Origin of the sequence: Streptomyces termitum, from assembly GCF_014650175.1 — a bacterium.
Taxonomy (GTDB): Bacteria; Actinomycetota; Actinomycetes; order Streptomycetales; family Streptomycetaceae; genus Streptomyces; species Streptomyces termitum.
On sequence record NZ_BMUL01000014.1, the window covers coordinates 95,923 to 118,392 of the forward strand.

Genomic DNA, 22,470 nt, shown 5'->3' on the forward strand with positions numbered 1-22,470 from the left:
GACGGGTGCCGGGGCCCGGGTGCGCTACCGGCCGGTTCAGCCCAGCGAGGTCATCACGTGCTTGATGCGCGTGTAGTCCTCGAAGCCGTACGCGGAGAGGTCCTTGCCGTAGCCGGACTTCTTGAAGCCGCCGTGCGGCATCTCGGCGACCAGCGGGATGTGGGTGTTGATCCACACGCAGCCGAAGTCGAGGGCCTTGGACATGCGCATGGCGCGGGCGTGGTCCTTGGTCCAGACGGAGGAGGCGAGGGCGTACTCGACGCCGTTGGCGTACTCCAGGGCCTGGGCCTCGTCCGTGAAGGACTGGACGGTGATGACGGGGCCGAAGACCTCGTTCTGGATGATCTCGTCGTCCTGCTTCAGGCCGGAGACGACGGTGGGGGCGTAGAAGTAGCCCTTGTCGCCGACGCGGTGGCCGCCGGCCTCGACCTTGGCGTGGGCCGGGAGGCGGTCGACGAAGCCGGAGACCTGCTTGAGCTGGTTGGCGTTGTTCAGCGGGCCGTAGAGCACGTCCTCGTCGTCCGGCTGCCCGGTCTTCGTCTCGCTCGCGGCCTTGGCCAGGGCGGCGACGAACTCGTCGTGGATGGACTCGTGGACGAGGACGCGGGTGGCGGCGGTGCAGTCCTGGCCGGCGTTGAAGAAGCCGGCCGTGGCGATGTCCTCGACGGCCTTGGCGACGTCGGTGTCCTCGAAGACGACGACGGGGGCCTTGCCGCCGAGCTCCAGGTGGACGCGCTTGACGTCCTTGGCGGCGGACTCGGCGACCTGCATGCCGGCCCGGACGGAGCCGGTGATGGAGGCCATCGCCGGGGTCGGGTGCTCGACCATGGCGCGGCCGGTGTCGCGGTCGCCGCAGACGACGTTGAAGACGCCCTTGGGGACGATCGCGCCGATGATCTCGGCCATCAGGACCGTGGAGGCGGGGGTGGTGTCCGAGGGCTTGAGGACGACCGTGTTGCCCGCGGCGAGGGCCGGGGCGAACTTCCACACGGCCATCATCATCGGGTAGTTCCACGGCGCGACCTGGGCGCAGACGCCGACCGGCTCGCGGCGGACGATGGAGGTCAGCCCCTCCATGTACTCGCCGGCGGAGCGGCCTTCGAGGAGCCGGGCGGCACCCGCGAAGAAGCGGATCTGGTCCACCATCGGCGGGATCTCCTCGCTCGCGGTGAGGGCGACCGGCTTGCCGGTGTTCTCGACCTCGGCGGCGATGAGTTCCTCGGCGCGCTCCTCGAAGGCGTCGGCGATCTTGAGGAGCACCCGCTGGCGCTCGGACGGCGTGGTGTCGCGCCAGGCGGGGAAGGCGGCCGCGGCGGCCTCCATGGCGGCGTCGACGTCGGCCTGGCCGGAGAGCGGGGAGGTGGCGTACACCTCGCCGGTGGCCGGGTTGGTCACCTCGATGGTGCGGCCGTCGGCCGCGTCGCGGAACTCTCCGTCGATGTAGTTGCGCAGCCGGCGCAGCTCGGTGGTCACTTGCCACCCCTCCTGTCACGTTCTGTTCCGCACGGCCTTGTGCGGTCGTCCCGATGGGTGAGACACCTCAGCCTACTTGTTCGGCTGACGCTTTCAACAGTGCGAACCCCGCGCAACTTCGGATTCGGTGAGATGAAGGCCCCCTCGCAACGAATTACATCGATCCGGGGTTGCACGACTGACCATCTCGGTGCACAGTGAGGACGTGGCCAGCCGAAGCGCAGACTCCAGAACCGGAACCGGTTCGTCCCCGACGATCGATGCCGTCTCCCTGGCGATCATCGAGCAGCTCCAGCAGGACGGCCGCCGCCCCTACGCCGCGATAGGGAAGGCCGTCGGCCTCTCCGAGGCGGCCGTGCGGCAGCGCGTCCAGAAGCTCCTCGACCAGGGCGTCATGCAGATCGTCGCCGTCACCGACCCGCTCACCGTGGGACTGCGGCGACAGGCGATGGTCGGCATCCACGTCGAGGGTGACCTGGATCCGGTCGCCGACGCGCTGACGGCCATGCCCGAATGCGAGTACGTGGTGATGACCGCGGGCTCCTTCGACCTGATGGTGGAGGTCGTCTGCGAGGACGACGACCACCTTCTGGACGTGATCAACAAGCGGATCCGCACGCTCCCCGGCGTGCGCTCCACCGAGAGCTTCGTCTACCTGAAGCTCAAGAAGCAGACCTACATGTGGGGAACCCGATAACCGTGACCCAGGACCTCTCCAAGACTGCCTACGACCACCTGTGGATGCACTTCACCCGCATGTCGTCGTACGAGAACAGCCCCGTCCCCACCATCGTCCGCGGTGAGGGCACCTACATCTTCGACGACAAGGGCAAGCGCTACCTCGACGGCCTCGCCGGCCTCTTCGTGGTCAACGCCGGTCACGGCCGCAAGGAGCTGGCCGAGGTCGCGTACAAGCAGGCCCAGGAGCTCGCGTTCTTCCCCGTGTGGTCGTACGCGCACCCCAAGGCCGTCGAGCTGGCCGAGCGCCTCGCGGACTACGCCCCGGGCGACCTCAACAAGGTCTTCTTCACCACCGGTGGCGGCGAGGCCGTCGAGACCGCGTGGAAGCTCGCCAAGCAGTACTTCAAGCTCCAGGGCAAGCACACCAAGTACAAGGTCATCTCGCGTGCGGTCGCCTACCACGGCACCCCGCAGGGCGCCCTGTCCATCACCGGTCTGCCGGCCCTGAAGGCCCCCTTCGAGCCGCTGGTCCCCGGCGCGCACAAGGTGCCGAACACCAACATCTACCGCGCCCCGATCCACGGCGACGACCCCGAGGCCTTCGGCCGCTGGGCCGCCGACCAGATCGAGCAGCAGATCCTCTTCGAGGGCCCCGACACCGTCGCCGCCGTCTTCCTGGAGCCGGTGCAGAACGCCGGCGGCTGCTTCCCGCCGCCGCCCGGTTACTTCCAGCGCGTCCGCGAGATCTGCGACCAGTACGACGTGCTGCTCGTCTCCGACGAGACGATCTGCGCCTTCGGCCGCCTCGGCACCATGTTCGCCTGCGACAAGTTCGGCTACGTGCCGGACATGATCACCTGCGCCAAGGGCATGACCTCGGGCTACTCCCCGATCGGCGCCTGCATCGTCTCCGACCGCATCGCGGAGCCGTTCTACAAGGGCGACAACACCTTCCTGCACGGCTACACCTTCGGCGGCCACCCGGTCTCCTCCGCCGTGGCCATCGCCAACCTCGACATCTTCGACAAGGAGGGCCTCAACCAGCACGTCCTGGACAACGAGGGCGCCTTCCACTCGACGCTGTCGAAGCTGCACGACCTCCCGATCGTCGGCGACGTCCGCGGCAACGGCTTCTTCTACGGCATCGAGCTCGTCAAGGACAAGGCCACCAAGGAGTCCTTCAACGACGAGGAGGTGGAGCGCGTCCTGTACGGCTTCCTCTCCAAGGCGCTGTACGACGCCGGCCTGTACTGCCGCGCCGACGACCGCGGCGACCCGGTCATCCAGCTGGCCCCGCCGCTCATCGCCGACCAGGGCACCTTCGACGAGATCGAGGGCATCCTGCGCAACGTGCTGACCGAGGCGTGGACCAAGCTCTAAAAAGCCGCACCTCCAGGCACCACGCCGCCCTCACGGCGTGACCCCACGGCCCGGGCGTGCCGCCATCCGAGTGGATGGCGGCGGCCCGGGCCGCGTGCCGTGCGTACAACCCGATCCGAATACCTACGGTGCCCAGTGACCGACAGGCCCGGTCCTCGTTCCCCCGGACGGGGGAACGCAAGAATCGGATCCGACATCGAGGTGTACGCGATGGCCCCACCGGACAACGACGTGCTCTGGGCGCGTTCCCTGCACTGCACCCTCGGCGGCACGGAGGCCCTCAGCGGCGTCTCCCTCGGCGTCCGCGAGGGCGAGATCCTCGCCGTGACCGGCCCCCGGGGCAGCGGCAAGACCACCCTCCTGCGCTGCCTCTCCGGCGAACTGCCCGTCCGCCAGGGCGAGGTCTGGTTCAACAGCGCCCCCGTCCACACCCTCGCCCCCGCCGCCCGCGAACGCCTCCGCCGCGAACGCTTCGGCTGGATCGGCCCCGAGCCCTGCCTCGTCCCCGAGCTCACCGCCTGGGAGAACGCCGCCCTCCCCCTGCTGCTGCGCAAGGTCCCCGGCCGCGCCGCCCGGGCCGCCGCCGCCGAGTGGCTGGACCGCCTCGACATCGGCGCCGCCGCCCGCACCCGCCCGCACGGCCTCACCCACGCCCAGCGCCAGCGGGTCGCCGTCGCCCGCGCGCTCGTCGCCGCCCCCACCGTCCTCTTCGCCGACGAGCCCACCGCCGCCCTGCACCGGGCCGACGGCGCGCAGGTGCTCCGCACCCTCACCGCCGCCGCCCGCTCGCACGGCATCACCGTGCTCCTCGCCACCCACGACGACGAGGTCGCGGCGCTCGCCGACCGCACGGTCACCCTGCTCGACGGACACCGGGCCGGCAGCGTGCCGCCCGCCTCGGGGGCGGAGGGCGTCGCCGCGTGCTCGCTCTCCGTCTAGTCCGCGGCTCCCACCCGCTCGTGCAGCTGCGGCGGCTCGCCGTCGCCGCCGCCTCCGCCGCCGCGGGCTTCCTCCTCCTGTGCACCCTCGGCCACGCCGCGGGCCACCCCGAGGACGCCGCCGCCTCCACGCTGCGGCTGCTGTGGTGCGTGCTGCCGATCGCCGCCACCGTCCAGTTCGCCGTCGCCACCGCCCGTACCGACCCGGCCGCCCGGCCCCCGACCGGCCTCTCCTCGGTCGGCCTCGGACCGGCCCGGCGCACCGCCCTCGCCGCCGCCTCCACCGCCGCCGCCTGCCTCCTCGGCTCGGCCCTCGCCCTCCTCCTCTACCTGCACCTGCGCGGCGACGTCACCGGCCTCCCCCTCGACGGCGCGGCCGGCGGCCTGCTCGCCGCCGACCGGCCGCTCCCGCTGGCCGCCGCCCTCACCCTCCTCGCGATCGTGCCGGTGACCGCCGCCGTCGCCGCCGGACTCGCCCTGCGGCCCCGGCCCGGCACCCCGGCGCCCGAGGGCGCGGCCCGGCCGGTCCCCGCCGGACTGCCCTGGGGCGTCGCCCTGGTCGCCGCCGGACTCGCCGTGGAGACGTACGCGGCCCGGGGCGGCGGCGACGGCGTCACCCTGCCCGGCCGCCTCGACGGCTCCCCCGCCGGCGTACTGGCCGGCTGGGTCCTCACCGCGATCGGCCTCGCCCTCGCCGGCCCCGGCCTCACCCACCTGTGCGGACGGGCCCTGCAATCCTTCCGGCCCGGCGCCGTACGGCTGCTCGCCGGCCGGGTCCTGACCGACGAGGCCACCCGGATCGGCCGCCCCCTCGGCGTGGTCTGCGCGGTCCTCTCCGGCAGCCTCGCCGCCACCCGGCTGTACGCCTCCGGGGACGGCGCCGCCGCCTTCGGACCGCTCACCGGGCTCGGCGCCGGCGTCGTCCTGGCCTGCACCCTGGCGACCCTGCTGACCGCCGCCCTGGAGTCCCGGCAGTGCCGGGCCCACACCGTCGAGGCGCTGGCCCGGCTCGGCGCCCCGCCGACCGTGCTGCGCACCACCGCCCTGGTCCGCACGGCCGCGCTCCTCGCCGTCTTCCTGCCCCTGACCTGGCTGGTCGGCGAACTGGCCGCGCTCCCCCTGACCTCCTGACCCGGCACTCCCCCCGAAGGCCCCGGCGGACCCCTCCGCCGGGGCCTTCGCACGCGCCCCGCGCCCGGGAAAAGGCCGTGCGCGACCGGCCGCGCCGGGGGCAGAATCCGGCCGGTGGACGTCTTCATCTGCGCGGGCTGCGGAGCCCGCCTGACCTGCCCGGTCGAGCGGGTCGCCCTCCCCGTCGAGATCCGCTACCGCGGCGGGCACCACTGGATGCCGCCGCTCATGGCCCCGGGCACCTACGCCGTCGACCCCGAACCCTCCGGCCTCCCGTGGCGGAGCTGGGAGGACGCCGGGGAGGCCGGGGCCGCCGCCGCGGGGGTGCACGCCCCCGTGTGGACGCTCTCCCTCGGCGCCCGGAACCGGATCGTCCTCTCCCCCGGCGACACCCGGGGCACCCGGCTGCTGCCCGAACGGTCCGGCGACTCCTGCCTGGGCGTGGTCGGCGGCGACGCGCCCAACCTGGTGTGCGCCGCCTGCGGCCTCGGTGTCGGCTCCCGCGAGGACGACTGCGGGGTGTGGAACACCGTCCGGTACGAGCCCCACGCCGTCGTCCGGCACCCCCTCGGCCGCCCCGCGCCACCGCCGGAGCCGGTCCGGCCCACCCCGCCCCTCGACCCCGACGGCGGCTGGAACGTCCGCTGGCAGGCGGCGGCCGGGACCGCCCTCGCCCATCTCCTCGCCGCCTCCGGCGGCACCGCCCCCGACCTCCCCGAGGGCCCCCTCACCGCGTTCCTCGGCCGCGACCTCGCCCGGCTCCTCCCGCCCGGCCCGCCCGCCCTGCGGGTCGCCCTCGCCGGACCGGGCCTGCCCGCCGGGGACGCCGACCTCGTCCTCGTACCGCTCCATCCGCGCACCGGACGGCCCTGGTCACCGCCCGGCGGCGCCGTCCCGGTCGGGCTGCCCGCCGACGTCTGGGCACACCTAGGGCGTTTCTTTCGGATCAGGCCAGGCTCGCGGGCCCTGGCACGCACACTCGCCGCGTTGTCGTCGGTCGACATGGCTCCGCCATGCCTCCCTCCTCCGCCTTGCGAGCGCACGCACCAGACCCCGCTCCCTGATCTGGCCCGATCCGAAAGAAACGCCCTAGCCCTGCCGCCCGAGACCTCGCCGATGCCGGTCTCCGGCCGCCCGCCGGCCGGGGTGCTGCGCGACGACTACCCGCTGCCCGACCGGCCCCTCCAGCGCTTCCACCCCGACCGCGGCACGCTCCGGCACGTGCTGGCCCGGCTGCCCGAGGTCCGCGAGCCCTGGCTGCGCGCCCTCTACGACCGGCTCTGAGGCTCCGCGCCGAGCACCACCACGTCCTCGGCGCGGAAGGCCACCGCCACCTCCGCGCCCTCCCCGGGCACCTCCCCGAGCGGGAACTCCGCCTCCAGCGGCGGACCGTCGGCCGGCCGGAGCAGCACCGACACGTGATGGCCCCGGAAGGTGCGGGACACCACCCGGCAGGCCAGACCCCCGCCCGCCGGGACGACCCGGACGCCGGCCGGCCGGACCAGGAGCGTGCGCTTCCCCTGCGGGGAGCCCTCCGGGACCGGCACCCGGCCCCACGCGGTCGCCGCCCCGGTGCCGGACACCTCCGCCGGGACGACGTTCTCGAAGCCGAGGAAGCGGGCCACGAACTCCGACGCGGGCCGCCGCCACACCTCCACCGGCGTGCCGGACTGGGCGATCCGCCCGTCCCGCAGCACCACCACCCGGTCCGCCAGCGCGAACGCCTCGCCCTGGTCGTGGGTGACCGCCAGGACCGTGGTGCCCAGCCGCCCGAACAGCTCCCGCAGCTCCACCACCAGCCGCTCCCGCAGCCCCCGGTCGAGCTGGCCCAGCGGCTCGTCCAGCATCAGCAGCCGGGGCCGGGGCGCCAGCGCCCGGGCCAGCGCCACCCGCTGCTGCTCGCCGCCGGAGAGCGCGGCGACCGAGCGGCCCCCGGCGCCCGGCAGGCCCACCAGGCCGAGCAGCTCCTCGACCCGCGCGGCCCGCTCCGCCTTCGGCACGCCGTGCATCCGCGGCCCGAAGGCCACGTTCCCGGCGACGTCCTTCTGCGGGAACAGCTGGTGGTCCTGGAACATCAGGCCCACCCCGCGCCGGTGCGTCGGCACCCCCGCCTGGTCGGCGCCGTCCAGCAGCACCCGCCCGGCGTCCAGCTCCCGCAGCCCGGCGACGGCCCGCAGCAGCGTCGACTTGCCCGAGCCGCTCGGCCCGAGCAGGCACACGATCTCGTGGTCGGCGACCGCCAGGTCCACCGCTTCGAGGACCGTCCGGTCCCCGAACCGCACGGTCGCGCCCTCCAGAGTCAGCATCAGAACTCCCCGGTGGTCCGGTCGCTGCGCAGCCGTTCGAGCAGCAGCAGGCAGACCGCGCACACCACCATCAGAATCGTCGACAGGGCCATCGCCTGCCCGTGGTTGAGTTCGCCCGGCCGGCCGAGCAGCCGGGCCACCGCCACCGGCAGGGTCGGGCTGTCGGGCCGGGCGATGAAGACGGTCGCGCCGAACTCGCCGAGCGAGACCGCGAAGGCGAACCCGGCCGCGATCAGCAGCGCCCGCCGCACCAGCGGCAGGTCCACCTCCCGCCAGGCCCGCCACGGCGACGCCCCGAGCACCGCCGCCGCCTCCCGCAGCCGCTCGTCCACCGCCCGCAGCACCGGCAGCATGGTCCGTACGACGAAGGGCACGCCGACCAGCGCCTGCGCGAGCGGCACCAGGATCCAGGAGGCCCGCAGGTCGAGCGGCGGCTCGTCCAGCGTGATCAGGAAGCCGAAGCCGACGGTCACCGCCGACACCCCGAGCGGCAGCATCAGCAGCGCGTCGAAGCCCCGCGTCAGCCGCCCGGCCCGCCGGGTCAGGGCCGCCGCCGCGAGCCCGCCGACCACCACCGCGACGGCCGTCGCGGCGACCGCGTACCGCAGCGAGTTCCCGATCGCCTCCAGCGGCGGCACCAGGAAGGTCCCGGCCTCGTCGAGGGAGCCCAGCGCCCGGTAGTAGCGCAGCCCGTACCCCTCCGGGGTGGCGAAGGAGCGCTCCACCAGGACGCCGAGCGGCAGCAGGATCAGCACCGCCGCCGAGGCCAGCACCCCGCCGAGCAGCGCCCACTGCCCGGCGCCGCGCGGCCGGCGCGCGGTCAGCTCCGGCGGCACCAGCCGCAGCGCGGTCTCCCGCCGCCGCGCCGTCCGGGCGTGCACGGCGAGGATCGCGCCGACCGCCGCGAACTGCGTCAGGGTCAGCACGGCCGCCGTCCGCAGGTCGAGCAGCCGGGCCGTCTGCCGGTAGATCTCCGCCTCCAGCGTCGTGTACGCGTCCCCGCCGAGGATCTGCACGACGCCGAACGACGTGAAGGTGAAGAGGAAGACCATCAGCGCGGCGGCCGACACCGCCGGCACCAGCGCGGGCAGCGTCACCGTCCGCCACGCCGTCCACCGGGAGGCGCCCAGCACCCGGGCCGCCTCCTCCTGGCGCGGGTCGAGCTGCGCCCACAGTCCGCCGACGGTCCGGACGACGACCGCGTAGTTGAAGAAGACGTGCGCGAGGAGGATCGCCCACACGGTGCTGTCGAGCCGCAGCCCCCACAGCTGGTCGGTGAACCCGCCGCGGCCCAGCAGCGCCAGGAACGCGGTGCCGACCAGCACCGTCGGCAGCACGAAGGGCACGGTGACGACGGCCCGCAGCACGTTCTTGCCGGGGAAGTCGAAGCGGGCGAAGACGTACGCCCCCGGCAGCGCGACCAGCAGCGTCAGCCCGGTGGAGGCCGCCGCCTGCCAGACGGTGAAGCCCAGCACGTCCAGGATCTCCGGCCGGCCCAGGGTGGCGCCGATCGCCCCGAGGTCCCACGCGCCGTCCGGCCGCAGGCCCCGCTCCACGATCGACGCCACGGGCCAGGCGAAGAAGAGGCCGAAGAACGCGACGGGCAGGACCATCAGGCCCAGCCGCGCCGCGCTCCCCCTCACGTCGCGGCTCACTTGAGGAGCGACGACCACTGCTGGATCCACGCCTCGCGCTTCTCGGCGATCTTCGCGGGCTCCACGGTCTCCGGCTTCTCCACGACCACGCCGTGCTTCGTGAACAGCTCGGGCAGCGCCGCGTCCTTGGCGACCGGGTTGACGAACATCTGGAGCGGCATGTCGTCCTGGAACTTCTTCGAGATCAGGAAGTCGATCAGCGCCTTGCCGCCCTCGGGGTTCTTCGCCCCCTTCAGCAGGCCCGCGAACTCGATCTGCCGGAAGCAGGTGCCGGCGGACACCCCGGTGGGGGCCTCCTTCGGCTGCGGCTCGGCGTACAGCACCTCCACCGGCGGGCTGGAGGCGTAGGAGACGACCAGCGGCCGGTCGCCCTTGGCCGTCCTGCCGCCGGCCGAGCCGGAGAACTCCTCGTTGTAGGCGAGCTCCCAGCTGTCGACGGTCTTCACGCCGTTGGCCTTGAGCTTCTTCCAGTAGTCCGGCCAGCCGTCGTCGCCGTACTTCGCGACGGTGCCGAGGAGGAAGCCGAGGCCCGGGGAGGACCGCTCGGGGTTCTCCACCACGAGGAGGTCCTTGTAGGCGGGCTTCGCCAGGTCGTCGAAGGTCTGCGGCGGCGCGAGCTTCTTGTCCGCGAAGTACTTCTTGTCGTAGTTGACGCAGATGTCGCCGGTGTCGACCGGGGTGACCCGGTTCTCCTTGTCGAGGCGGAAGGTGTCGGGCACCCGGTCCACGCCCTTCGCCTCGTACGGCACGAAGATGCCGTTGTCGAGGGCGCGGGAGAGCAGGGTGTTGTCGACGCCGAAGAAGACGTCGCCCTGCGGAGAGCCCTTGGTGAGGATCTCCTTGTTGACGGCCTCGCCGGCGTCCCCGGACTTGAGCACCTTGACGGTGAAGCCGGTCCGCTTCGTGAACTCCGCCAGCACCTCCTTGGAGGCGTTGAAGGAGTCGTGGCTGACGAGCGTCACGGTCTTCGGGGCGGGCCCGTCGGTCTTGCCGGTGGCCTCGCGGGCCTCCTCGGTGAAGCCGCAGCCGGCGAGGGCGGTGACGCCCAGCGCGGCGGCGACCGCGGCGGCGGCGGCCTTCCTGACGTTCATGCGGTGTGGTCCTCCTGGGTGGGTCCAGGAAGAGACGCGGCCCCGCCGCGTCCGGGAATCCGGGCGCGGCGGGGCGCAACAGCTCGAGTCACTACCGAACTTCCTACCCGGAATGACCCGGGCGAGGTTCAGAGGGTCTGCGGTCTACGGTCCCCGCACTCTCAGCGCTGTGGCGCTCCCCTGTCGGAATATGCAGATGTACGAGTCCCAGACTACCGTTCGGCCGCGGCGAGCTGTCCACAGGCACCGTCGATCTCCTGGCCGCGGGTGTCCCGGACGGTCACCGGCACGCCGTGGGCGGCGATCGCCTCGACGAACGCCTTCTCGTCCTCGGGCCGGGACGCGGTCCACTTCGAGCCGGGCGTCGGGTTCAGCGGGATCAGGTTGACGTGCACCCGCTTGCCCTTGAGGAGCCGGCCCAGCAGGTCGCCGCGCCACGCCTGGTCGTTGATGTCGCGGATGAGGGCGTACTCGATGGACACCCGGCGCCCGGACTTCTCGGCGTACTCCCAGGCCGCGTCCAGCACTTCCCGCACCTTCCAGCGCGTGTTCACCGGCACCAGGGTGTCCCGCAGCTCGTCGTCCGGGGCGTGCAGCGAGACCGCGAGCCGGCACTTGAAGCCCTCGTCGGCGAAGCGCAGCATCGCCGGGACCAGGCCGACCGTCGAGACGGTGATGCCGCGCTGCGACAGGCCGAGGCCGTCCGGCTCGGGGTCGGTCAGCCGGCGGATGGCGCCGACGACCCGCTTGTAGTTGGCGAGCGGCTCGCCCATGCCCATGAAGACGATGTTCGACAGCCGCGCCGGACCGCCGGGGACCTCGCCGTCCCGCAGGGCCCGCATGCCGTCCACGATCTGGTGCACGATCTCGGCGGTGGACAGGTTCCGGTCGAGCCCGGCCTGCCCGGTCGCGCAGAACGGGCAGTTCATGCCGCAGCCGGCCTGCGAGGAGATGCACATGGTCACCCGGTCCGGGTAGCGCATGAGCACCGACTCCACGAGGGTGCCGTCGTGCAGCCGCCACAGGGTCTTGCGGGTGGTGTCGTCGTCGCAGGAGATGTGCCGCACCACCGACATCAGGTCGGGCAGCAGCTCCCCGGCCAGCTTCTCCCGCGAGGCGGCCGGGATGTCGGTCCACTCGGCGGGGTCGTGCGCGTACCGCGCGAAGTAGTGCGTCGACAGCTGCTTGGCGCGGAAGGGCTTCTCGCCGATCGCGGCGACGGCCTCCTTCCGCTCGGCGGGCGTGAGGTCGGCAAGGTGCCGCGGCGGCTTCTTGGCTCCGCGCGGGGCGACGAAAGTGAGTTCTCCGGGCTTGGGCATGGTTCTACCAGTGTCGCAGAGATACGACGAAGGGCCCGCCACTCGGAAGTGGCGGGCCCTCGTGCGAGGAAACCGCAGGTCAGCCGGTGCCCACGAAGAGCGCCAGGAGCAGCCACACCACGGGGGCCGTCGGCAGGAGGGAGTCCAGGCGGTCCATGATCCCGCCGTGGCCGGGGAGCAGCGTCCCCATGTCCTTGATGCCGAGGTCCCGCTTGATCATCGACTCGCCGAGGTCGCCGAGCGTCGCGCTCGCCGCCACCGCGAGGCCCAGCAGCAGGCCCTGCCACCAGGCGCCGTCGTCGATCATGAACTCCATGCACAGCGCGCCTGCCGCCATCGCGAAGGCCACCGCGCCGAAGAGTCCCTCGCGGGTCTTCCCGGGGCTGATCCGCGGCGCCAGCTTGTGCTTGCCGAAGCGCCAGCCGACCGCGTACGCCCCGGTGTCGCTGACCACCGTGAGCAGCAGGAAGGTCAGCACCCGCTGCGGACCGTCGTCGGCGGTCAGCAGCAGCGCCACGAAGGTCGCCAGGAAGGGCACGTAGAAGGCGGCGAAGACGCCCGCCGTGACGTCCTTCAGGTAGCCCTCGGGGGGCTCCGTCATCCGCCACACGAGCACCGCGAGCGCCGTCAGGGCCATCGCGACCCAGGCGCCCTCGGGGCCCCGCACGTATCCGGCGACGACCATCGCCGCGCCGCCGACCGCGAGCGGCACGAGCGGCGCCTTGATCGCCTTGCGCTCCTGGAGCCGGGAGGTGAGCTCCCACAGCCCGACGACCACGGCGACCGCGATCACGCCGACGAAGGCGGGCTTCCAGATGAACAGGGACGCGACGATCACCGCGCCGAGCCCGACGCCGACCCCTATCGCCGCGCCCAGGTCCCGGCCCGCGCTCTTCTTCTGCCGCGGCGCGGGGGCCGGGGACGGCGGAGGAGGCGGGACGGGGCTGGGCATGGGCTCCTGCGGGTGCTCGTGCGGGGTCTCGTCACGGAACAGGGGACCGCCCGGCTGGGCGGCCCCCCGTCCGTGTCCGTCCTGGAATCCGCCGGCGGGTACGTCGGGCACGATGGGCATGGGGCGAGTCTGCGCCGCCGCGTGCCGATCAAGGGCGGGACCCGCCGGGACGGCGTGCCCCTGGTCGGGTCCGCCCCGGCCCGGACCGGCCGGCGTCCCCCAGGATGAGTCGTTCATCAGACCTCGAGGAGTTCGGCTTCCTTGTGCTTCAGGAGCTCGTCCACCTGCGCGACGTACTTCGCGGTGGTGTCGTCGAGCTCCTTCTCCGCGCGGCGGCCCTCGTCCTCGCCGACCTCGCCGTCCTTGACCAGCTTGTCGATGGTCTCCTTGGCCTTGCGGCGGACGGAGCGGATCGAGATCTTGGAGTCCTCGGCCTTGGTCTTGGCGACCTTGATGTAGTCGCGGCGGCGCTCCTCGGTCAGCTCCGGGAAGACCACACGGATGATGTTGCCGTCGTTGCTCGGGTTGACGCCGAGGTCCGAGTCGCGGATCGCCTGCTCGATGTTGCGCAGCGCGCTCTTGTCGAACGGGGTCACCACGGCCATGCGCGGCTCCGGCACCGAGAACGAGGCCAGCTGGTTGATGGGCGTGATGGCACCGTAGTAGTCCGCCACGATCTTGTTGAACATCGCCGGGTGCGCACGGCCGGTGCGGATCGCGGCGAAGTCCTCCTTGGCGACCACGACGGCCTTCTCCATCTTCTCCTCGGCCTCGAGGAGGGTCTCTTCGATCACCACTTGCTCCTGCGTCTCGTCGCGTTGTGTCCTGCACGGTGTACGACCGGCAGGGCTGTCGTCCAGCCCCGTGCGGGGCGGTTCCCGAATCGGGTCAGTCCCGCGTGCCCTGGTCGCTCACGAGCGTGCCGATCTTCTCACCCGTCACGGCCCGGGCGATATTGCCCTCGGTGAGCAGTTCGAAGACGAGGATCGGGAGCTTGTTGTCACGGCACAGGGTGATGGCGGTGGCGTCGGCGACCTTGAGGTCCCGGGTGATGACCTCGCCGTACTCCAGCGCGTCGAACTTGACCGCCGCGGGGTTGGCCCGGGGGTCGGAGTCGTAGACGCCGTCCACGCCGTTCTTGCCCATGAGGAGGGCCTCGGCGTCGATCTCCAGGGCGCGCTGGGCGGCGGTGGTGTCGGTGGAGAAGTAGGGCATGCCCATGCCAGCGCCGAAGATGACCACGCGGCCCTTCTCCAGGTGGCGCACGGCGCGCAGCGGGATGTACGGCTCGGCGACCTGGCCCATGGTGATGGCGGTCTGGACGCGGGAGTCGATGCCCTCCTTCTCCAGGAAGTCCTGGAGGGCGAGGCAGTTCATCACGGTGCCGAGCATGCCCATGTAGTCGGACCGGGCCCGGTCCATGCCGCGCTGCTGGAGCTCGGCACCGCGGAAGAAGTTTCCTCCGCCGATCACGATCGCGATCTCGGCGCCGTCCCGGACGACGGCCGCGATCTCGCGCGCGATGGCGTGCACGACGTCGGGGTCGACGCCGAGACCGGTGCCGCCGGAGAAGGCTTCCCCGGACAGCTTCAGCATGTAGCGGCCGAGCTTCTTGTCGCTGTTGTCGTCGCCCTGTACGGCGCCCTGATTCATGGAGATCTCCTCGTGCACATACGAAGAAGGCCATTGCCCTGGGTCCCTCGTGGGTTTCCCGTACGGCAATGGCCTCCTCGTCACATCCGCGGTCGTCCCGCGCGGGGCGGGACGACTGTCTCAGACCCTACCCGGGTCCGGTGTCCGTCGCGTGGGCGAAGGACTCAGATGCCGACCTTGATGCGGCTGAAGCGCTTCAGGGTGACACCGGCCTCGTCCAGGATCTGCTGGACGGACTTCTTGTTGTCCAGCGCGTACGGCTGGCCGAGCAGCGTGGCGTCCTTGAAGAAGCCGTTCACGCGACCCTCGACGATCTTGGCGATCGCGGCCTCGGGCTTGCCCTCGGCGCGGGTGGTCTCCTCGGCGATGCGGCGCTCGGACTCGACGACCTCGGCCGGGACGTCCTCACGGGTGAGGTACTTCGGCGCGAAGGCGGCGATGTGCTGGGCGACACCCTTGGCGACCTCGGCGTTCTCCTTGTCGAACTCGACGAGGACACCGATCTGCGGCGGGAGGTCCGGCATGGTGCGGTGCATGTACGCGGAGACGTAGCCGTCCGCGTAGGCCGCGAAGCGGTCCAGGACGATCTTCTCGCCGAGGTTGGCGTTGGCCTCGTCCACGAAGGCCTGGACGGTCTTGCCGGCCTCGATCTCGGAGGCGAGCAGGGCCTCGATGTCGGCCGGCTTGGTGGCGGCGACGTGGGCGGCGAGGGCGTTGGCGACGGCGAGGAACTTGTCACCCTTGGCGACGAAGTCCGTCTCGCACTTCAGCTCGACGATGACGCCGGAGGTGTTGTCGTCGGCGATGAGGGAGACCACGGCGCCGTTCTCGGCGGAGCGGCCCTCGCGCTTGGCGACGCCCTTCTGGCCCTTGATGCGCAGGGCCTCGACGGCCTTGTCGACATCGCCGTCGGCCTCTTCGAGGGCCTTCTTGCAGTCCATCATGCCGGCGCCGGTGAGCTCGCGGAGCTTCTTGACGTCAGCGGCGGTGTAGTTCGCCATGAGTCTGTTTCTCTCTCGAAGTCTGAACGATCTGCGAAGACCTTCGGCGGGACGGCGGGGGCTTCATGGGCCCCCGCCGTCACCTGCCGTGGTTTTCTTCCGGAGTGCGGAAGGGTCAGGCCTGCTCGGCCTCGGCGGCCGGAGCCTCGGCGGCCGGGGTCTCGACCTCGGCCTCGGCCTCGACGGCCTTCTCGGTCTCGGCGGAGGCCTGGACCTCGGCGGCGGGCTCGTCGGCCTTCTTCTCGCCCTCGAGCAGGTCGCGCTCCCACTCGGCGAGGGGCTCGCCGGCGGCCTTCTCGCCCGGCTTCGAGTCACCGGTCGCGGCACCGGAACGGGCGATGAGGCCCTCGGCGACGGCGTCGGCGATCACGCGGGTGAGCAGGGTGACGGAGCGGATCGCGTCGTCGTTGCCCGGGATCTTGTAGTCGACCTCGTCGGGGTCGCAGTTGGTGTCGAGGATCGCGACGACCGGGATGTTGAGCTTGCGAGCCTCGCCGACGGCGATGTGCTCCTTCTTGGTGTCGACGATCCAGACGGCGCTGGGCACCTTCTGCATCTCGCGGATACCACCGAGGGTCTTCTCCAGCTTGGCCTTCTCGCGGGAGAGGACCAGGAGCTCCTTCTTGGTGAGACCCGAGGCGGCGACGTCCTCGAAGTCGATCTGCTCAAGCTCCTTGAGGCGCTGCAGACGCTTGTAGACGGTGGAGAAGTTGGTGAGCATGCCACCGAGCCAACGCTGGTTGACGTACGGCATGCCGACACGCGTCGCCTGCTCGGCGATGGCCTCCTGGGCCTGCTTCTTCGTACCGACGAACATGACGGAGCCGCCGTGGGCGACGGTCTCCTTGACGAACTCGAAGGCGCGGTCGATGTACGACAGCGACTGGAGCAGGTCGATGATGTAGATGCCGTTGCGCTCGGTGAAGATGAAGCGCTTCATCTTCGGGTTCCAGCGACGGGTCTGGTGACCGAAGTGGACGCCGCTCTCCAGCAGCTCCCGCATCGTGACGACGGCCATGGCCGTATCTCCTTGGGTTTCTCGGTTGTGTTCCTGACGCCCCGGCGCGCCGTGCCACGAAGGACCGAAAGGCGCTGCCACCCGCCGCGAGCGACCGATGGCGGGGCGTGCGAAGTCGACCCGGTGACCCGGGTCGCCGTAGAAAGTGTACGGGACCCCGGGAGCCCCGGGTGACGGCGTTGTCCACAGCCACCCGGTCGTCCACAGAAAACGGCCGCCCCCGGCACACCCCGCCCACCCCGGGCAGGCTCGTCCCATGCACACCACGACCACGTTCCTGCTCGCCCTGCTGACCCTCTGGCCCGTCGGCCCGCCACCCCCCGACGTGGTGCGCGGCTGGCACCCGCCCGCCGGCCCCTACGCCCCCGGCCACCGCGGCGTCGACCTCGCCGCCCCCGAGGGCACCACCGTCCTCGCCCCCGCCGCGGGCACCGTCACCTTCGCCGGCCCCGTCGGCGGCCGCGGCGCCGTCACCCTCACCCTCTCCGGCACCGGTACGCCCCCGCTCCGCACCACCTTCACCCCGGTCACCCCCCTCGTGAAACCCGGCGACCGCGTCCCCGCCGGCACCCCCCTGGCCCGCGTCTCCCCCGGCACCCACTGCCCCCGCACCTGCCTCCACTGGGGCCTCCTGCGCGACCGCACCTACCTCGACCCCCTCCGCCTCCTCCACCGGAGCCCGTCCCGCCTCCTCCCCCTCAGGCGGTGAGGCGCGGGGAGGGAGGGGTGGGGTGGGCGGGGGGGGAGGGAGGGGGAGGGGGGAGGGGGAAACGGAAAGGGAGGGAAGGTCAGGCGGAGGGGCCGGTGGCGCCGTGGAGGGCCATGGAGACGGCGGCTTCGGCGATGCGGGCGGGGTCCTCGGCGGCGCCGAGTTCGAGGCGGCGGACGGCCGCGTCGACGACGCCCTGGAGGAGCATGGCGCCGAGGCGGGGTTCCGGCATGCCGAGGGCGGCGAGGGCCTCGACGACGAGGGTGACGAGGCCGCCGTGGGCGGCGCGGATCTTCTCGCGGGCGCCGTCGTCGAGCTCGCCGGCGGAGATGGCGACGACGGCCCGGTGGCGGCGGTCGCCGACCAGGTCGAGCTGGGTGCGGACGTACGCCTCGACCTTGGCCTCGGGGGTGTCGGCGGCGGCCATGGCGGCCTCGACCTCGGCGGCCCAGACGGGGAAGTCGACGGCGCAGAGCTCTTCGACGACGGCGGCGCGGGAGCGGAAGTACTCGTAGACCGACGAGCGGGCGAGTCCGGTGCGCTCGGCGAGTGCGGGGAAGGTCAGCGCCTCCGTCCCGCCCTCGGACAACAGGGAACGCGCGGCGTCCAGGAGGGCGCCGCGCTGCATGGTCCGGTGCTCGGCCACCGAGGCCGCTCGAATCCTGGGCACGGCTCCACTGTACGACCGGTGGGGCGGGCTCAGCGTCCGACGTCGGCCAGTTTGGCGCGGAGCTGGAGGACGGATTTGGTGTGGATCTGGCTGACGCGGCTCTCGGTGACGCCGAGGACGTGGCCGATCTCGGCCAGGGTGAGGCCCTCGTAGTAGTAGAGGGTGACGACGGTCTTCTCCCGTTCGGGGAGGGTGTTGATGGCGCGGGCCAGCAGTCGGCGCAGTTCGCGGTCCTCGGCGACCTCGACGGGGTTGTCGGCGGCCGTGTCCTCCAGGGTGTCCATGAGGGAGAGGCGGTCGCCGCCCTCGCCGCCGACGTGCAGGAGCTCTTCGAGGGCGACGACGTTGGCGAGGGACAACTGGCTGAAGACGGCGTGGAGTTCTTCGAGCTGGATGCCGAGTTCGGCGGCGACCTCGCTCTCGCTGGGGGTGCGGCGGAGCTGGGCTTCGAGGGTGGCGTAGGCGCGCTCGACGTTGCGGGCCTTCTGGCGGACGGAGCGGGGGATCCAGTCGAGGGCGCGCAGTTCGTCGATCATCGCGCCGCGGATGCGGGTGATGGCGTAGGTCTCGAACTTGATGGCGCGCTCGACGTCGAACTTCTCGATGGCGTCGATGAGCCCGAAGACCCCGGAGGAGACGAAGTCGGCCTGTTCGACGTTGGAGGGCAGGCCGACGCTGACGCGTCCGGCGACGTATTTGACGAGGGGCGAGTAGTGCAGGATCAGCTGCTCCCGCAGCCGCTCGTCGCCGGTGGCCTTGTAGGAGCGCCACAGCTCGTCGAGCGAGGTCGGCGCGGGCGGCCTCGCGGTGCCCCGGGCTGCGGGGGGCACCGCGGCGCGGTCAGACCCGGAGGTGTGCTGGGGCATGCGTCGCCTTGAGCCGTTCTGCTGTCGGGTGTGTCGGTCGGGGTGTCCTGCGGGGATTGGGGGTGAGCGTAGCGTGAGTGCGCTGTCGCGGTGAGCGAACGGGGGTGGACGGCGCCGGGCGGGGTGGGCGTGGTCGGCCACATCTTCGAACCGGGGCCGTGGCGCGCGTCGGCCCCTCGGGTACGGCCGAGAGAACTCGATTGCTCATCGCCTTCACCTTTTCACCCGAATGCTCCGGGTCAAGTACCGCCTCGCCGCACGTTCGACCCCGGCTTGTCCCTGTTCGTCAACCTCCATCCGTCGACGTCCCGTTCCGCGTGACCGAGGGCGTGGAGTTCGTACAGCCGGGCGAGGGCCTCGTCGGGGGTGGTTCCGGCGCAGCGGGCGATCTCGGTGGTGGGGGCGGGGGTGCGGGTGGGGAGGGCTTCGAGGACCTGGGCGGTGGCGGGGTGGAGGAGGTCGCGGGGGAGGACGGGGCCGCGCCGGGCGGGGGCGAGGTCGCCGATGGCGCCGACGAGTTCGATGATCTCGTCGGCGTCGGTGACGAGGGTGGCGCCGTCCCGGATGAGGGCGTGGGTTCCGGTGGAGAGGTCGCTGGTGACGGGGCCGGGGACGGCCATCGTGTGGCGGCCGAGGCGGGTGGCGGCGCGGGCGGTGGCGAGGGAGCCGCTGCGGTGCCGGGCCTCGATGACGACGGTGCCGCGGGTGAGGGCGGCGATGACGCGGTTGCGGAGGATGAAGCGGCTGGGGGTGGGGTGGCTGCCGGGCGGGAGTTCGCCGATGAGCAGTCCTTGGCGGGCGATGCGGTCGAGGAGGCTGGTGTGGCCCCGGGGGTAGGGGGTGTCGACGCCGCTGGCGAGGACGGCGGCGGTGGCTCCGCCGGCGGCGAGGGCGCCCCGGTGGGCGGCGCCGTCGATGCCGTAGGCGGCGCCGGAGACGACGATCCAGCCGTGCCGGCTGAGTCCGGCGGCGAGGTCGGTGGCGAGGTGGGCGCCGTAGGGGGTGCAGGCGCGGGCGCCGACGAGGGCGACGGAGCGCAGGGCCCAGGTGCGCAGGGAGGCGGGGCCGCGGAGCCAGAGGCCGAGGGGGCGGGCGTCGCCGAGGTCGTCGAGCTGGCGGGGCCATTCGGGGTCGCCGGGGACGAGGAAGCGGCCGCCGAGGCGGGTGATGTCGTCGAGGTCGGCTTCGGGGGTGGTGGTGCGGGCGCGGTGGTGCCAGCCGGCGAGGCGGCGGGGGCCGACGCCGGGGAGCGGGGGCGGGGTGGCGGCGCCGAGGAGGTCGAGGAGGGCGGGGGCGCCGTGGGCGCGCAGGGCGCGGCCGGCCTGTTCGTCGCCGGGTTCGAGGACGCGGGTGAGGGCGGCGCGGGCGAGTCGCTCGTGGTCGGGGGCGGTCATCGGCGCTCTCCGGTGGTGAGGGGGACGCCCCGGGTGATGCCGGTGCGGAGTTCGAGCGCGAGGGCGATGTCGTCGCGGTCGGGCCGGTCGTGGCCGGCGAGGTCGGCGATGGTCCAGGCGACGCGGAGGACGCGGTCGAGGCCGCGGGCGGTGAGCAGGCCGCGTTCGACGTCGCGTTCGGCGTGGGCGAGGGCGCCGGGGGCGGTGAGGTGGCGGGTGCGGAGTTCGTGGCCGGGGATCTCGCTGTTGAGGGTCCAGGGGGTGCCGGTGAGGCGGGCGGTGGTGCGGGCGCGGGCTTCGCGGACGCGGTCGGCGACGGTGCCGGTGGGTTCGCCCCGGCCGCCCTGGCCGAGGAGGTCGGCGCGGGTGACGGGTTCGGCTTCGACCCGGAGGTCGATGCGGTCGAGGAGGGGGCCGGAGAGGCGGGCCTGGTAGCGGCGGACGGCGGCGGGCGGGCATTCGCAGCCGGCGCCGTGGAGGGTGTGGCGGCCGCAGGGGCAGGGGTTGGCGGCGAGGGCGAGGAGGAAGCGGGCGGGGAGGCGGACGACGCCGGCGGTGCGGGCGATGACGACGTGTCCGGATTCGAGGGGCTGGCGCAGGGAGTCGAGGGATTTGGTGGAGAACTCGGGGGCTTCGTCGAGGAACAGCACGCCCCGGTGGGAGAGGGAGACGGCGCCGGGCCGGGGGATGCCGTTTCCGCCGCCGACGAGGGACTGCATGGTGGCGGAGTGGTGGGGTGCGCAGTAGGGGGCGCGGCGGACGAGGGGTTCGCCGGGCGGAAGGATGCCGGCGACGGAGTGGATGGCGGTGACTTCGAGGGATTCCTGGCGGGTGAGGGGCGGGAGGATGCCGGGGAGTCGTTCGGCGAGCATGGTCTTTCCTGCTCCGGGCGGTCCGGTGAGGAACAGGTGGTGGCCGCCGGCGGCGGCGATCTCCAGGGCGCGGCGGGCGGTGTGCTGTCCGGCGACGTCGGCGAGGTCGGGGCCTTCGCCGGGGTCGGGGGCGAGTCCGGTGCCGATGCCCGCGCCGGGGACGAGGAGTCCGGCGAGCATGGGGTCGGGGCGGCCTTCGACGACGGGTTCCTCGTCGGGGACGGGTTCGTCGGCGAGGATGGCGATGAGTTGGCGGAGGGTGCGGACGCCGAGGACGGAGACGCCGGGGACGAGGGCGGCTTCGCCTGCGGTCTGTTCGGGGACGACGACCTGGTGGTAGCCGGCGTCGGCGGCGGCGAGGACGGCGGGCAGGGTGCCCCGGACGGGGCGGACGCGGCCGTCGAGTCCGAGTTCGCCGATGAGGACGAGGTCGGCGATGGAGCGGGGGTCGATGCGTTCGGCGGCGCCGAGGACGGCCGCGGCGACGGCGAGGTCGAAGCCGGATCCGCTCTTGGGGACGGAGGCGGGGCTGAGGCCGACGGTGAGCTTCTTCTGGGGCCATTCGGCGCCGGAGTTGACGACGGCGGCGCGGACGCGGTCGCGGCTTTCGCTGAGGCTCTTGTCGGGGAGGCCGACGAGGGTGAAGGCGGCGACGCCGGGTTCGAGGTCGGCCTGGACCTCGACGAGGACGCCTTCGACGCCGACGAGGGCGACGGAGCAGGTGCGGGCGAATCCCATCAGGCCACCCCTCGGGCGTGGGTGAGGACGGGGGCGCCGCGCCGGGGCAGGACGATGCCGACGAGGTCGATGCGGACGCCGCCGGGGGGTGGTGGGGTGCCGCTGCGGTCGAGCCAGCAGGCGGCGAGGTGGCGGAGTCGGGCGGCCTTCTCGGGGGTGACGGCGGCCATGGGGTGTTCGAAGCGGCCGTCGCGGCGGGTCTTCACCTCGCAGATGACGAGGGTGTCGCCGTCGCGGGCGACGATGTCGATCTCTCCGGTGCGGCCGTGGCGCCAGTTGCGGGCGAGGACGCGCAGGCCGGTGGCGGTGAGCCGGCGGGCCGCCAGGTCTTCTCCGTACCGTCCGAGCGCGCGGGCGGCGCGGCTGCGGTGGCGTCCGGACGCGGGGGTGCGTACGGGGGCCGGTGTGGGGGCGAGGGCGGGGGCGTCGGGTACGGACCCGGGCGCGGGGGTGTGTGCGGTCGTGCGTGCGGTCGTGTTCATCGGGACCACCTCCGTCACCGACTGTGACGGAGGGATCCGGACCGCGTGCGGGGCTGTGGACAAGCGGGCCGTACATGAAAAGTCCGTCACTCACACGGGTGAGTGACGGACGGGGAGCTGCCGGACGGCGTACGCGTCCGG

19 protein-coding genes and 2 pseudogenes are annotated in these 22,470 nt (G+C 72.8%); 6 read left to right on the forward strand and 15 right to left on the reverse strand.

The genetic code is table 11. The annotated features are described in order from the left end of the window. Positions 1-36: 36 nt before the first annotated feature. Positions 37-1,473: a gamma-aminobutyraldehyde dehydrogenase gene (locus tag IE219_RS24160; protein WP_189981012.1), complete on the reverse strand. Its 1,437-nt coding sequence runs from the start codon at positions 1,471-1,473 to the stop codon at positions 37-39. 190 nt (positions 1,474-1,663) lie between these two features. Here IE219_RS24160 and IE219_RS24165 point away from each other — a divergent pair, with 190 nt between their 5' ends. The 5 genes and pseudogenes from IE219_RS24165 to IE219_RS24185 all read left to right on the forward strand — a co-directional run bounded on the left by IE219_RS24165 (position 1,664) and on the right by IE219_RS24185 (position 6,887). Continuing rightward, positions 1,664-2,170: an Lrp/AsnC family transcriptional regulator gene (locus tag IE219_RS24165; RefSeq protein WP_189981014.1), complete on the forward strand. Its 507-nt coding sequence runs from the start codon at positions 1,664-1,666 to the stop codon at positions 2,168-2,170. Next, positions 2,155-3,534, forward strand: a complete 1,380-nt coding sequence (locus IE219_RS24170; protein ID WP_189981016.1) for an aspartate aminotransferase family protein — start codon at positions 2,155-2,157, stop codon at positions 3,532-3,534. The genes IE219_RS24165 and IE219_RS24170 overlap by 16 nt, the downstream gene beginning before the upstream one ends. Before the next feature lie 291 nt (positions 3,535-3,825). Next, positions 3,826-4,473 (forward strand): annotated as a pseudogene (locus IE219_RS24175) (ABC transporter ATP-binding protein); the annotation flags it as partial. Further along, the gene (locus tag IE219_RS24180; protein ID WP_189981020.1) at positions 4,455-5,603 is read left to right on the forward strand and encodes a hypothetical protein; all 1,149 of its coding nucleotides are present in this window, start codon (positions 4,455-4,457) and stop codon (positions 5,601-5,603) included. The pseudogene IE219_RS24175 and the gene IE219_RS24180, both read left to right, overlap by 19 nt. Positions 5,604-5,717: 114 nt before the next feature. Further along, entirely contained in the window at positions 5,718-6,887 is a 1,170-nt protein-coding gene (locus IE219_RS24185; protein ID WP_189981022.1) for a hypothetical protein, read from the forward strand. On the opposite strand, the gene IE219_RS24190 is transcribed toward IE219_RS24185, so the two are convergent. From IE219_RS24190 to rpsB, 9 genes are all read right to left on the reverse strand, one after another. Continuing rightward, the gene (locus IE219_RS24190; protein ID WP_189981024.1) at positions 6,872-7,909 is read right to left on the reverse strand and encodes an ABC transporter ATP-binding protein; all 1,038 of its coding nucleotides are present in this window, start codon (positions 7,907-7,909) and stop codon (positions 6,872-6,874) included. The genes IE219_RS24185 and IE219_RS24190 overlap by 16 nt on opposite strands. After that, positions 7,909-9,522: an ABC transporter permease gene (locus IE219_RS24195; RefSeq protein ID WP_189981200.1), complete on the reverse strand. Its 1,614-nt coding sequence runs from the start codon at positions 9,520-9,522 to the stop codon at positions 7,909-7,911. The genes IE219_RS24190 and IE219_RS24195 overlap by 1 nt, the downstream gene beginning before the upstream one ends. Positions 9,523-9,560: 38 nt before the next feature. Beyond that, complete coding sequence (locus IE219_RS24200) at positions 9,561-10,655, reverse strand: thiamine ABC transporter substrate-binding protein (RefSeq protein WP_189981026.1); 1,095 nt, start codon at positions 10,653-10,655, stop codon at positions 9,561-9,563. Positions 10,656-10,867: 212 nt separating this feature from the next. Continuing rightward, entirely contained in the window at positions 10,868-11,974 is a 1,107-nt protein-coding gene (gene rlmN, locus IE219_RS24205) for a dual-specificity RNA methyltransferase RlmN (RefSeq protein ID WP_189981028.1), read from the reverse strand. Between the two features lie 79 nt (positions 11,975-12,053). Beyond that, the gene (locus IE219_RS24210; protein ID WP_189981030.1) at positions 12,054-13,163 is read right to left on the reverse strand and encodes a phosphatidate cytidylyltransferase; all 1,110 of its coding nucleotides are present in this window, start codon (positions 13,161-13,163) and stop codon (positions 12,054-12,056) included. Further along, the gene (gene frr, locus IE219_RS24215; RefSeq protein WP_189981032.1) at positions 13,163-13,720 is read right to left on the reverse strand and encodes a ribosome recycling factor; all 558 of its coding nucleotides are present in this window, start codon (positions 13,718-13,720) and stop codon (positions 13,163-13,165) included. Before frr ends, IE219_RS24210 begins: the two co-directional genes overlap by 1 nt. Positions 13,721-13,814: 94 nt before the next feature. Continuing rightward, a complete protein-coding gene (gene pyrH, locus IE219_RS24220; protein WP_189981035.1) occupies positions 13,815-14,579 on the reverse strand; it encodes a UMP kinase in 765 nt (254 codons plus the stop codon). Positions 14,580-14,743: 164 nt separating this feature from the next. Further along, positions 14,744-15,580, reverse strand: a complete 837-nt coding sequence (tsf, locus tag IE219_RS24225) for a translation elongation factor Ts (protein ID WP_189981037.1) — start codon at positions 15,578-15,580, stop codon at positions 14,744-14,746. 115 nt (positions 15,581-15,695) lie between these two features. Continuing rightward, positions 15,696-16,598, reverse strand: coding sequence for a 30S ribosomal protein S2 (gene rpsB / locus IE219_RS24230; RefSeq protein ID WP_189981039.1), 903 nt, complete (start codon positions 16,596-16,598; stop codon positions 15,696-15,698). 256 nt (positions 16,599-16,854) lie between these two features. Here rpsB and IE219_RS24235 point away from each other — a divergent pair, with 256 nt between their 5' ends. Then, complete coding sequence (locus tag IE219_RS24235; protein ID WP_189981040.1) at positions 16,855-17,307, forward strand: M23 family metallopeptidase; 453 nt, start codon at positions 16,855-16,857, stop codon at positions 17,305-17,307. A 79-nt stretch (positions 17,308-17,386) separates the two neighbouring features. Here the strand turns inward: IE219_RS24235 and IE219_RS24240 are convergent, their stop codons facing one another. The 5 genes and pseudogenes from IE219_RS24240 to IE219_RS24260 all read right to left on the reverse strand — a co-directional run. Beyond that, positions 17,387-17,953 (reverse strand): TetR/AcrR family transcriptional regulator, encoded by a 567-nt coding sequence (locus IE219_RS24240; protein WP_189981201.1) that lies wholly within the window; start codon positions 17,951-17,953, stop codon positions 17,387-17,389. A 53-nt stretch (positions 17,954-18,006) separates the two neighbouring features. Further along, positions 18,007-18,843 carry an RNA polymerase sigma factor WhiG gene (whiG, locus tag IE219_RS24245; RefSeq protein ID WP_189981042.1) on the reverse strand — a complete coding sequence of 279 codons (837 nt, stop codon included), beginning with the start codon at positions 18,841-18,843 and terminating at the stop codon, positions 18,007-18,009. A gap of 239 nt (positions 18,844-19,082) precedes the next feature. Beyond that, entirely contained in the window at positions 19,083-20,237 is a 1,155-nt protein-coding gene (gene dprA, locus IE219_RS24250; RefSeq protein ID WP_189981049.1) for a DNA-processing protein DprA, read from the reverse strand. After that, positions 20,234-21,847 (reverse strand): YifB family Mg chelatase-like AAA ATPase, encoded by a 1,614-nt coding sequence (locus tag IE219_RS24255; RefSeq protein WP_189981051.1) that lies wholly within the window; start codon positions 21,845-21,847, stop codon positions 20,234-20,236. Before IE219_RS24255 ends, dprA begins: the two co-directional genes overlap by 4 nt. After that, positions 21,847-22,206, reverse strand: a pseudogene (locus IE219_RS24260) (YraN family protein); the annotation flags it as partial. The pseudogene IE219_RS24260 and the gene IE219_RS24255, both read right to left, overlap by 1 nt. Positions 22,207-22,470 lie beyond the last annotated feature (264 nt).